The 11,931-nt window shown below is 51.1% G+C and carries 11 protein-coding genes and 3 tRNA genes; 7 read left to right on the top strand and 7 right to left on the bottom strand.

Annotated elements, in window-relative coordinates:
- Window positions 1–49: 49 nt before the first annotated feature.
- Window positions 50–126 (bottom strand) — tRNA-Arg (locus ACP158_RS07120).
- A 20-nt stretch (window positions 127–146) separates the two neighbouring features.
- A tRNA-Pro gene (locus tag ACP158_RS07115) sits at window positions 147–223 on the bottom strand.
- 362 nt (window positions 224–585) lie between these two features.
- Here ACP158_RS07115 and htpG point away from each other — a divergent pair.
- A complete protein-coding gene (gene htpG / locus ACP158_RS07110) occupies window positions 586–2,451 on the top strand; it encodes a molecular chaperone HtpG (protein ID WP_424948418.1) in 1,866 nt (621 codons plus the stop codon).
- A 5-nt stretch (window positions 2,452–2,456) separates the two neighbouring features.
- On the opposite strand, the gene ACP158_RS07105 is transcribed toward htpG, so the two are convergent.
- From ACP158_RS07105 to ACP158_RS07095, 3 genes are all read right to left on the bottom strand, one after another.
- Window positions 2,457–3,434: a DMT family transporter gene (locus ACP158_RS07105; protein WP_424948246.1), complete on the bottom strand. Its 978-nt coding sequence runs from the start codon at window positions 3,432–3,434 to the stop codon at window positions 2,457–2,459.
- A gap of 44 nt (window positions 3,435–3,478) precedes the next feature.
- The gene (locus ACP158_RS07100; RefSeq protein ID WP_424948245.1) at window positions 3,479–4,063 is read right to left on the bottom strand and encodes a DNA-3-methyladenine glycosylase I; all 585 of its coding nucleotides are present in this window, start codon (window positions 4,061–4,063) and stop codon (window positions 3,479–3,481) included.
- 241 nt (window positions 4,064–4,304) lie between these two features.
- On the bottom strand, window positions 4,305–5,138 hold the full coding sequence (locus ACP158_RS07095; RefSeq protein WP_424948244.1) for a hypothetical protein: 834 nt from the start codon (window positions 5,136–5,138) through the stop codon (window positions 4,305–4,307).
- 273 nt (window positions 5,139–5,411) lie between these two features.
- On the opposite strand from ACP158_RS07095, the gene ACP158_RS07090 reads away from it, so the two are divergent.
- The 6 genes from ACP158_RS07090 to ACP158_RS07065 all read left to right on the top strand — a co-directional run bounded on the left by ACP158_RS07090 (window position 5,412) and on the right by ACP158_RS07065 (window position 8,874).
- Window positions 5,412–6,653 carry a cation:proton antiporter gene (locus ACP158_RS07090; RefSeq protein WP_424948243.1) on the top strand — a complete coding sequence of 414 codons (1,242 nt, stop codon included), beginning with the start codon at window positions 5,412–5,414 and terminating at the stop codon, window positions 6,651–6,653.
- Between the two features lie 138 nt (window positions 6,654–6,791).
- Window positions 6,792–7,253, top strand: coding sequence for a helix-turn-helix domain-containing protein (locus tag ACP158_RS07085; protein WP_424948242.1), 462 nt, complete (start codon window positions 6,792–6,794; stop codon window positions 7,251–7,253).
- 1 nt (window position 7,254) lies between these two features.
- On the top strand, window positions 7,255–7,893 hold the full coding sequence (locus ACP158_RS07080) for an integrase core domain-containing protein (protein ID WP_424948241.1): 639 nt from the start codon (window positions 7,255–7,257) through the stop codon (window positions 7,891–7,893).
- A gap of 27 nt (window positions 7,894–7,920) precedes the next feature.
- Window positions 7,921–8,076, top strand: a complete 156-nt coding sequence (locus tag ACP158_RS07075) for a hypothetical protein (RefSeq protein WP_424948240.1) — start codon at window positions 7,921–7,923, stop codon at window positions 8,074–8,076.
- Between the two features lie 9 nt (window positions 8,077–8,085).
- Window positions 8,086–8,718: a glutathione S-transferase family protein gene (locus ACP158_RS07070; protein WP_424948239.1), complete on the top strand. Its 633-nt coding sequence runs from the start codon at window positions 8,086–8,088 to the stop codon at window positions 8,716–8,718.
- A 79-nt stretch (window positions 8,719–8,797) separates the two neighbouring features.
- Window positions 8,798–8,874 (top strand) — tRNA-Pro (locus tag ACP158_RS07065).
- A gap of 413 nt (window positions 8,875–9,287) precedes the next feature.
- Here ACP158_RS07065 and ACP158_RS07060 read toward each other — a convergent pair.
- The gene (locus ACP158_RS07060) at window positions 9,288–9,965 is read right to left on the bottom strand and encodes a hypothetical protein (RefSeq protein WP_424948238.1); all 678 of its coding nucleotides are present in this window, start codon (window positions 9,963–9,965) and stop codon (window positions 9,288–9,290) included.
- 5 nt (window positions 9,966–9,970) lie between these two features.
- On the bottom strand, window positions 9,971–11,884 hold the full coding sequence (locus tag ACP158_RS07055) for a hypothetical protein (protein ID WP_424948237.1): 1,914 nt from the start codon (window positions 11,882–11,884) through the stop codon (window positions 9,971–9,973).
- Between the last annotated feature and the right edge of the window lie 47 nt (window positions 11,885–11,931).

Here is an 11,931-nt window from a genome sequence, read left to right as displayed (position 1 = left end):
CCTGTGTCCGGGCTCATAGGTGTCTGTCGGGCACACCTCGCCCGGCAAATGGCGCGCCCGACAGGACTCGAACCTGTAACCTACGGCTTAGAAGGCCGTTGCTCTATCCGGTTGAGCTACGGGCGCAACGGACCAAGCCAAAAAACTGGTCGGGGTAGAGAGATTCGAACTCCCGACATCCTGCTCCCAAAGCAGGCGCGCTACCAGGCTGCGCTATACCCCGAATTGCCCATCTCGCCGTGAACATACCAAACCGCAACGACCAGCCCGGCATGGATACGGAATATATGGATAACATTTCATCAGGTCAATTTTCATCAGGTCAATGATGACGCCCGCGGCGCGTGGCGGGAAAATTCTGCCCTTGAAAGCATTTGCTTGCGCCCCCATTTCAAGCCGCAATACTAACATCAAAACCACCTGACAACAATGACCAAACAACGCCCGAGCAAAACCGCGCCCAAGGACAAAAATAGCCAAACAGCCGAGCCACAATCCACGCAAAAACCCACGCGCAAATCCGCGCAAAAATCTACGCTGGAAACCCACGCTTTCCAAACCGAAGTGCAGCAATTGCTGCAATTAATGATTCATTCCCTGTACAGCAATAAGGAAATATTTCTGCGAGAAATTATTTCAAACGCCTCGGATGCCTGCGATAAGTTGAGATTTCAGTCGCTAACCGACAAAAAATTGTTAGAGGACGATGAGGCGCTGGGAATATGGATAACGCTGGATGCCAGCAAACATAGCGTTACCATTCGTGATAATGGCATCGGCATGACCCACGATGAAGTGATTGCGGATATCGGCACCATCGCACGCTCTGGCACCAAAACATTTCTTGAAAAAATGGGCCTTGAAAAAACAAACAAGGACAAACCTGCCGACAGTAACTTCATCGGCCAGTTTGGTGTTGGCTTCTATTCGTGTTTCATGGTTGCAAAAGAAGTGACATTGTTGACGCGCAAGGCCGGAACGCCGACCCGAGAAGGGGTCAAATGGGTGTCGGATGGGAGCGGTGAATACACCGTGGAAACGGTTGAGCGACCTGAGCGCGGCACTGAAATTACTATTTCCTTGAATAAGGATTGCAAGGAATATGCACAAAGGTATCGAGTAAAAAACGTCATCGCCAAATACTCTGACCATATTTCCTTGCCGATTCAAATGTTGAAAGAAGCGGAAACGGATAAACAGGGCAAACCCAAAAAAGCTCAGCCGATAGAGTGGGAGACCATTAACCAAGGCTCGGCGCTTTGGGCGCGCGCCAAAAAAGACATCAGTGAAGAGCAGCACAATTCGTTTTATGCGGCCTTGACCTACGATCCTGAACCCCCTGCGTTAACCATACACAATCGCATGGAAGGCAAGATGGAATATATCTCGCTGTTTTATATCCCGGCCAAAGCGCCGTTCGATTTATGGGATCGCGAGCAACGCAACGGCATAAAACTCTATGTCCGACGAATATTCATTGCTGATGACGCCAAAAACTTAATGCCCAATTACCTGAGATTTGTGCGTGGACTGGTGGACTCCGCGGACTTGCCGTTGAATGTTTCCAGAGAGTTTTTGCAAAAGAATCGTGACATTGACAAAATTCGGGCGGCGTCAGTCAAGAAAATTCTGGCTGAATTCAAAAAACTGGCGACCAATGATGTTGACAAATATAACGCCTTATGGAAAGAGTACGGTCGAGCAATCAAAGAAGGCCTGATCGAGGATTTTGAAAACAAGGATGCGATTGCCAGGTTGGTTCGATTTTCTTCCACGCATAAAGCCGACGACAAAAACAACGGTGACGAGGCGCAGACTATATCGCTGGATGATTACATCAAGCGTATGCCGATGGCGCAAAAAGCGATTTACTATGTGACCGCGGATAGCCACAACGCCGCCAAGTCATCGCCGCACCTTGAAATTTTTCGCAAGAACGATATCGAAGTGTTACTGCTGTCCGATCCGGTGGACGAATGGGTGGTCGGTCATCTAACCGAATACGAAGGAAAATCATTGAAATCCATCGCCAAAGGCGACCTGGATATGGATGCGTTAAAAGGCAAAGCAAGCAAGCAAGAAACCGAAAAGAAATCTGAAGCCATGAAACCATTGGTGGAAAAATTCAAATCAGTTCTGGCGGACCAAGTCAAGGATGTCCGGCTTTCTGATAGATTGGTTGATTCACCAAGTTGTCTGGTCGCGGACGAGCATGACTTGGGCAGCAATATGGAGCGCATCCTGCAGGCCATTGGGCAAGATGCGCCAAACGCTAAACCGATCTTGGAAATTAATCCCGAACACGATCTGGTCAAACGCATTGACGCCGACGGTGACGACGCCGACGAGTGGGCGAAACTGCTGTTCGACCAGGCCGTGCTCGCCGAAGGCGCGTCGCTGAAGGATCCCGGTGATTTTGTAAAACGGATGAACCGATTGTTGGCGGGCTGACCGCGTTATTTTCTCGCCGCGGTTTTTTCCGCCGCGGTTTTTTCCGCCACTGTTTTTTCCGTCACTATTTTTTCTCGGGGCGTCACCAACGCCATGCCGACCAACAACAAAGCGAACGCGGACCAAACCCAGATGGAATGCGTTTCATCAAATATCACGATTCCCCAAAACACCCCGGCGGTGGTGATGACATAACCGGACAGGCTGGCAAAAACTGCGCCCGCCATTTTCACCAGCAGAAAAAATGTTGCATAAGCCAGGCTGCTGACCACTGCCATGGCCACGATAGACCATTCAATTTTAGTGAATGGAAAATTCAGCGGCACCCAGGCATCCTGGAAATACAGAATCGGAATCATGCCAATACTTGCCATGATCAAGCCGCCGCTCAGTAGCGCGACCATATCGGTATTGTCGGGAATCAATACATCCACGTACAGCGTTTCGATGGTGTAAAAAGCACACGCCAACAACGCCAGCAACAGCCATTTTGTCATGCCCGGATCCGGCAGGCTGCTTTCAGGAATCACCAATAGCAAAATCGCCGCGAAACCGATAAGTATGCCAATGAAGCGCTTTCGCTGGTAAGCATCAACCCCCAAAACCAGCGACAGCAGATAGGTCATCATCGGCACCAGCGTTATCGTAATCGCGAGAATACCGGATGGCACTCGGGAGGCCGCGTAAAAATACAAGGTGCCGGGGATGATTGAGCCAATCGATCCGATAACGACATAGCGCACCAACGAGTCGCGGTCAAGCGGCGGCCACACCCTTCGGACTAAACCAATAACGAGCAACACCAACCCGCCACCGCTGGCCAGCCAAAACGACAAGCCCAGGGGATGGGCGTTTTCGGAGGTCGCAATCCGCGCCAAAGAAAACGTCGTCCCCCACACCGTGCCACAGAACAGCATCAGAAAATAGGGCAAAAAATAGAGATGGATTTTCCGCAGCCCGACTGCCGACATTCGCAAAGCCATCATGGTTATTATTAGGGTTATTATTCGGGTTCTTGTTAAAAAAATCAGGCGAGTTGGTCATGCCGAAAGCACTTGATCAGATGGTCATTGACCAGGCCCGTGGCTTGCATAAAGGCGTAGCAAATTGTGCTGCCGACAAAAGTGAAGCCGCGTGTCTTCAAATCCTTGGCCATGGCATCGGACAGCGCTGTATTGGCCGGCATCTGCGCCATGTTCTTCCAGTGGTTTTGAATCGGTTTGCGCGCCACATAATTCCAGAAGTAGTCATCCAGCGAAATGCCTTGCTCGCGCATTTGCAAATAGGCGCGCGCATTTTTCACAAACCCATTGACCTTTAATTTATTGCGCACGATGCCGGGATTGGCAAGCAGAGACGCAATCCTAACATGGTCATAGCGCGCTATTTTTTCTGCGTCAAAATAATCAAACGCGGCGCGATAATTCTCGCGCTTACGCAAAATGGTGATCCAGCTTAACCCGGCCTGAGCCCCTTCCAGACATAGAAATTCAAACAATTTTTGTTCATCGTGCAGCGGTTCGCCCCACTCATTGTCATGGTAACTTTGATAAAGTTCATCGTCGCCGCACCACCCGCATCTTGTCTTATTCGACCTGCTCTTATTTGACATGCGCTTATTTGACAGGCTTTTATTTGACATGTTCCAACCACCGTATTTATGTTTTAGGAAAGCCGAATAATGCCATCCTGGCGTTGTCAGGGCAAGAAAATCCAACCTGGCTTAATGACATTGACATTGTCAAAAACACGGTCAAAAACAAGGGATTAACCTTCACTTCACAACGCCATATCGCTGGAGTTTCAGCGCGCTGTCGCGGCGGCGACCACGATCCCGCGAAGCAAAAATGCCGTCATTTACCATTTCGCGCCATTCCCACCCTCCTGCCCTCCCGCCCTCCTGCCCTCCCGCCCTCCTGCCCGTCATTATCGGGCTTGACCCGATAATCCAGTAAAACATGTGGCGTAGCCACGACATCACCCGGCGGCGAGGTCGGCGCTCGCCCTTGGACTTGCGGTTTTGGCAGATTTTTGCTCCCGGCAATATTGCCACGGATGGCATGTATGCCGCGGGCGCAGGATGCGCAGGAGCGGCAATCTGCACTTCCACCTTCCCTGGCGGTCGGCAGATGCTTGTTCCCGACAGTATCTGCACTTCCACCTTCCCTGGCGGTCGGCAGATGCTTGTTCCCGACAGTATCTGCACTTCCACCTTCCCTGGCGGTCGGCAGATGCTTGTTCCCGACAGTATCTGCACTTCCACCTTCCCTGGCGGTCGGCAGATGCTTGTTCCCGACAGTATCTGCACTTCCACCTTCCCTGGCGGTCGGCAGATGCTTGTTCCCGACAGTATCTGCACTTCCACCTTCCCTGGCGGTCGGCAGATGCTTGTTCCCGACAGTATCTGCACTTCCACCTTCCCTGGCGGTCGGCAGATGCTTGTTCCCGACAGTATCTGCACTTCCACCTTCCCTGGCGGTCGGCAGATGCTTGTTCCCGACAGTATCTGCACTTCCACCTTCCCTGGCGGTCGGCAGATGCTTGTTCCCGACAGTATCTGCACTTCCACCTTCCCTGGCGGTCGGCAGATGCTTGTTCCCGACAGTATCTGCACTTCCACCTTCCCTGGCGGTCGTGTCCCGCTGCGCGGGCCTGCCCTCGCGGAAGCGGGGGACGGATGGTTTCACTGGATTCCAACCCCTGTTTTCACAGGGGTGACGTTCTTTCGTTGGAATGACGGGCTTGTTTGGAATGACGGGCGGCGGGCTGCCCGCCTCCTTCCCAACACCAAAATTATCCCGCATAACCCGCATAGACATGATAAAAAATGCCGGGTTATTCGTGTTCGCGAAGCCAGGGATCATTCCCCGAAAACACGCGGCTACTGGCCCTATTTACGTGCTACCATTGCTTGAACTTGTCTGCCAATATCCGCGTTTCCAATCCAGCATTTCTAATCCATGGGCCTGATAAACCTGATCGCCATTATCCTGACGCTGTCGGCGGTATTTTCCTATATCAATTTTCGCTTCATCGGCCTGCCGACGACCATCGGTGTCATGCTGATTGCGCTGGTCGTTTCATTTGGATTTATCCTGCTGGGTGAATTGGGCATTGTGGACCTCCACCGTTTCGCGGAAAAAATGCTGTCGGGCATCGACTTCAACAAAGCATTAATGGACGGCATGTTGAGTTTTCTGCTGTTCGCCGGCGCGCTGCATGTCAGCGCCAAAGATCTGGCGGCGATGAAATGGACCATCGGCGTATTGGCTACCCTGGGCGTGGCGCTATCCACTTTTGTGGTTGGCGGCATGATGTTCGTATTGTTGACCGTGCTCGGTTTCAACGTGCCCTTTATGTATTGCTTGTTATTCGGCGCATTAATTTCGCCCACCGATCCCATCGCCGTGATGTCCACCTTAAAAAATGCCGGCATCGGCAAAAGCCTGGAAACCAAAATCGCAGGAGAATCATTGTTCAATGACGGTGTCGGCGTGGCGGTGTTTGTGGTGATTTTGAGTATCGTGCTGCAACCCGAACAGGTGTCGGTCGCGCAAGTCGCCCTCATCTTCGCCCAGGAAGCCGTGGGCGGCATCATCTTCGGTCTGGCGTTGGGCGCGCTTGGATTTTACCTGCTAAAGAGCGTTGACAACTATCAGGTTGAAATTCTAATCACCCTGGCGCTGGTGATGGGCGGCTATGCCCTGGCCCTTGAGATGCACACCTCGGGCCCGATCGCCGTCGTGGTCGCGGGATTGTTGATTGGCAATCACGGCCGCGCCTATGCCATGTCCATTGTTACCCGCCAGCGGCTGGACAACTTCTGGGAGTTGCTGGATGAAATCCTGAACGTGGTTTTGTTCGTCCTGATTGGGCTGGAAGTCCTGGTCTTGCAGTTCAACGGCGCCTATTTGCTGGCCGGGCTGCTGGCGATTCCACTCATCCTGCTGGCGCGATTCATCAGCGTCGGCATCCCCATCACGCTGTTGCGGGCGCTTACCACTTGGGCTTACAGCGCGCATGTCGTGAAAATACTGACCTGGGGCGGATTGCGCGGCGGCATTTCGGTCGCGCTGGCGTTGACCCTGCCCAGCGGCGCCGAGCGCGACATTTTCCTGGTCATGACTTACACCATTGTGATCTTCTCCATTATTGTGCAGGGGCTGACCATCGGCCGCGTAGCGCGCCGCCTCAGCCGTTAGCCGGCCGCGACTGAAACACAGCCGAGCGCGCTAAAATTATTGGCTAAAATTATTGGAGCGGCGCCGACGTCACCGTGGAATTTCTGGGCGTGAAGTTTCTAGGCGTGAAGTTTCCGGGCTGCATAAGCTCAGATACATATGGCACTCCTCAACCCAAGAGGAGATGCCATGCAAGTCCAGCATATTGGCTACCAAATAAGAGGGTTTTACCGCGTTGCCAAAATAGGGCATCGTTGGGACATGAACCCTCATGCCCAAAAACGAATTGACATCCTGCGCTTCTGGGAAGTGCACGGTACCGCCGCCACCTGCGATGCCTTCAAGGTCAGCCGCCGCACCCTCTACCGCTGGCAGCAAACACTCGCCCAAGCCGGCGGCGACCCGGCAGCCCTGACGCCGCGCTCACGAGCACCAAAACGCCGCCGCCACGCAGTCTTCCGGCGTGAAGTGGTGGACGAAATCCGCCGCCTGCGCAAGGTCCGTCCGAACATCGGAAAACTCCCTTTGTCGGTGCTCATCAAAGCCTGGTGCCAGACCCATAAATGTCCCCGCCCCAGGTGTCTCCACCATCGGACGCATCATCGACCGGGAGCCCGATAAGATGCGCCACGCCCCGCTGCGGCTGGATCGCCGCGGACGACACAAGCCACTGCGCCAAACCCGCAAAACACGCCGCCCCAAGGGCATCTCCACCGCCCCCATGGAGCAGTTCGCTTGCGATACCGTGGAGCGCGTCCGTGATGGCATCCGACGCTACATCTTCACCTTCATCGACCCCTGCTCGCGCTTCGCCTTCGCCTGGGCGTCCACCACCCGCAGCAGCCGCCGCGCCGCACACGCCCTGCGCTCCCTCATCGCCCTGACTCCGACACCAATCCGCTATGTGTTGACCGACAACGGCTCGGAGTTTATGAAAGACTTTGAAGGCGAACTTGAACGCCATCACATCACCCACTGGCGGACCTATCCGAGGTCGCCCAAAATGAACGCCCATTGTGAACGCTTCAACCGCACCATTCAGGAGAGTTTCGTCGACTACCACGAGGATTTACTGTTCACCGACCTGGATGCTTTTAACCGAGAACTGGCCGACTGGCTGGTGTTTTACAACACCGAACGACCTCACCAGGCATTAGCCCTGCTTTCTCCTGTACAATCCCTGATCATCAACCAACCGGAGTGCCATATGTTATGGACCTATACACGGGCGTGGAATTTCTGGCAATTTGCAGTAAGATAGCGGGTCTCTTAACGATGGGATTTTAATATGCGAGAGTTGCCCCCACGCCTCGGCAAATTGCTTTGCTGGCTGGGCTTTCACAATTTTCAAGTGCTGAGCAAAACCTTCGGGTTCGGCGATGGCGGCGGCGTGGAAAAAGTCGAATGCAAGCGCTGCGGCGTGGTCATGGCCCGGCAAATCTGAGCGCGAGAAATGGCCGCCGAATACCAACTTTACTGCTTCGACAAATCTGGAAACGCCTACAAAGTCGCGCTGATGCTGAATGTATCCGGCGCCGATTGGCGGCCGCGCTTCGTCGACTTCATGCACGGCGAGACCAAAAGCGAGGCTTTCCGCAAACTAAACCCCATGGGCGAGGTTCCGCTGTTGCAACACGATGGACTGATGCTGTCCCAATCCGGGGTGATTCTCGATTATCTGGCGGAAAAAACCGGCGGCTTCGGCGCTGAAAATGATGCGCAACGGCGCGAAATTCTGAGATGGATATTATTCGACAATCATAAACTCACCAGTTACATCGCCACCCTGCGGTTCATTCGCGCATTCACCGAGCGCGGAGAAAATGAGGTCACCCAATTTTTCGAGGCGCGCGCCAAAGCCGCATTAAAAGTGCTGAACAGTCATCTCCAAAATTCCAGTTTCGCCATCGGCGACCGAGTCACCATCGCGGATTTTTCGATGTGCGGCTACCTCTATTTTCAGGACGAAATCGGAATCGATTTTGCCGAATATCCCCATATCATTCGATGGTTAGCGGACATTCAAGATCTGGAAGGATGGGCGCATCCCTATGATTTGATGCCGGGGGAATCCATCAAAGCATAATTAAGGCACCGCTAGATAATTTGTCGAAACTGCCCATACTGTGCTTTAATCCCGGTTGCAAATCTGAGTAGCCGCACATCGGGGTGTAGCTCAGCCTGGTAGAGCACTGCCTTCGGGAGGCAGGGGCCGGAGGTTCGAATCCTCTCACCCCGACCAATGAGTCAAATTCTATTCACTATCTTGCCGTTATTTTGAGCAACAAAAACCGGGGTAGCAAAACAATCAATTTTCGGGGCGCGATATTTACTCAACCGCAACTTCAACTTGAGTGATAAAAACCTCGTTGTGAAACCGCCGATGTATCTTGTCGGGGGTGACTGTTTCAAAAAATATTCAACGCTTCTTGAAGATTATCCTGTTCTTGTTTCACGCTATCGCCGTAGCACACAACATTAATCTGCGGCATAACGATACCTATTCATTTTTTCACGTTCAATGATTGCTGTGAGCTTCATGGGTTTCCTTATAGGTTTGTGAGGCTTGCATTTTTGGGTTTCACATCCCGGAACGACATGATTTTTCTGTTTACAGTTATGAACAAATACACCGTGAAAAATCACCCGGGGCATTCATGCGGCACTAAGTAGTGCCTGTTCAACCGCGCTATGCACTTTGTCAACAATCACCGAATCGTTGAGTACTTCTATATGCTTTCCGGTTGTTTGCGCAGCAAGATTTTTTATTATTTCTCTGAACTCTTTGCGTTTGGGGTATTCTTGCATTTTCGTGATTTCCTCCCGCAAAGACTCAATCACTCTCTTATCCTTCCACATACTCCCTCTATAGTAAATGTTGCACCAGTCATCCCAACGGCGCAACCATTTTATTTCCACCCAAGCATATCTAGAGGTGGCATAACAGATCGGGAGATGCCCTCTGTCTCCGTGTTGTGGGGAATTCGAATCGTGTGCCTGTCCAGCCCCTTTTAAACCGATGGTTTCAGGTAAGTATTGTTTAATTCCTTCCCATATAAGGCCGTTTTGTACGTCCGAACGCGACACCAGATCATTGCCATCCACAATTTTTCGCAGTTCCTGACCAAGCTGATACCACCTTCGCATAGGCGTGGTCTTATCTGGCAACTGCATTATCCGTTTCGCCAATACCGGTACTTTGTTGGCAAGAAACACATCCAGTTCTTCAGCGCGTCCCTGATCTTCACGAGACAAAACACCGGACGGACGGAAGACTTTTATCTCCTCGTTATTCCCTCTAATATTTACTTTTTTTCGCAATAAAACAGTCATGATGCTCACTCCTCAAACCTGCGCCACCGCACCGATGAAATATATTCGCTGATTTCTTGGTAGACCTTTTCGGGCATCACATCTTTGCTACTGTGCACAATGTTGTCTGTATTCAGAGGACGATAATCCACTTCTCCGTGTTCATTGTATGGACGGGTTAAAATGAAATAGAAAGCGCCTTCCAAGCAAATGTTAAACAGATAATCTGCTTGATCTTCTTCATCTTGCTGTGAAGCCTTGTAGTGGGGGTGATTCGTGTTGTAGTAGATGGTCGGATCATTGTTATCTCCACCCGGTTGCCAAGCATGTTTAGTCGATAATGCGGCGGCCTCCAATTTGAATGGCATTCTTCGGGGAGGATTTTCTTCAACCCAAAACTTAACCGTGCGAGCATCAATTTCATCCCCGTCATCTGCGTTAATCAAGACCGTACGAATACGATATTCGCCCGGATTCTTATAACGAGGTTGATCAATGCCTATTGCAAGCGGACTACCATCGTTTAATACCACCACATATTTGAGATTGCTCTCGCTCGCTTGTCTCAGTTCGACCGGTTCATTTGCCAGCAGTTCTTCAATGAGCGTGTCGGCTTGAAGGATTCTGGCCGAGACCAGCCCCTTCACGTCGTCAGCTGTCTTATTAAAGCAGCGTATATACACTAGCATTTCCTCACCCCAATCAACCCGAGGTTTCTTTTCAATATCCGGAAATTGTGTCTGAACGATAAGACCAATCTCTTTGTTTGGTGGTGGATTTGGATTTGGACATGGGCCTGGATCGGGTACTGGTCCTGTTCTCCTTGGCCCTCGCAAGTCAATGTCGGAAGCGTAACGCAACAACAGATCCATGGCTTTTTGTTCGGCGTTGTTTCGGTGTCGCTTTTGTTTTTCTCTTTTGTCTTCTCCTATGCCCAATTTTTGACGGCCGAATTCCTCCAACTGGCGATTGATAAAACCCTTGATCGCCCTTGGCGTGGTACTTCGCCACTTTAAGTCATAGTGATTTGGATTTTGGTTTTTGCCTCTGCGTAGTTCTCTGTCAAGCTCTCTCTCGAATTCAATATATCCAGTGATTTTTTCGCGAACATCGGTCGGAGCCATATCTATATTGAGGGAAGTAACTTTCATTCCGTTTTGCACAATCGCTATTCCCTGGAGATCTTCCGAAATTTGATGTTTGGGTAAATACACAACGCAAAAATTTTTAATCTTGAAACCTCCATCAGATGAAAAGATCGTAGAATCGTCGAAGTCCTTTTTGTAAATCCATGTTTTTATTTTCGAGACATCATTCTTGGGTAACGGATACGGGGAAGGCAAATCAATTTTTTTGCTTTCCCCCGACACATTAAGCCACACTTCTATTTGATTTTTCTCAATGGCACGAAACCAAGTTTCCTGAATAGCCCGCTCAAATGCACCATTTTTAATTTCGTCCAAAACTTCCTGTATCGGCTCACAGACAATAATTCTCGCACCCACATCTTCCAGCGGTTCCAAATCACAGAAACTACGCAGCTGGTTTTTTGCCGTTTCGTCTTCCCATTTTTTTCCCCTTTGGGGATAGATTTTGCGGCCTACTTTGGTTGCTTCTGTGGCACCAAGCCGGTAAACGCCATCATCTCGTAACGTATCGTAAATCATCCTGTATTGCTTTGATGCGCGCAGAAAAATAAATTTACCCTGCCCTCTTGCTCCAAGTGCATCCGGATCCTCTTTCGTGTATGCAAAAGCTTCAAATCGCGCCCAATGATCGCTTTTTTTCAGATTTTTATAATCGGATACATCATGTATCACCGCACCAGTGAGCCCCGTGGTGTTGCTGTCCTTGAAAGTTAGAAAAGTCTCGCCGCGGTTGTTTTTTGCCACCTTAAATTCAACGCGCACGGTCGCGCCCCTGCCTTTTCTAGCATCCAAGGAATTCTTAATTGCGTCCTTCTACAAGCCATGCGCGGTACTTTGTG

This window comes from Candidatus Spongiihabitans sp., from assembly GCF_965247905.1.
GTDB lineage: Bacteria > Pseudomonadota > Gammaproteobacteria > Arenicellales > Poriferihabitantaceae > Spongiihabitans.
The sequence above is the reverse complement of the archived record's forward strand: the minus strand, read 5'-3'. Positions and strand labels throughout refer to the sequence as shown.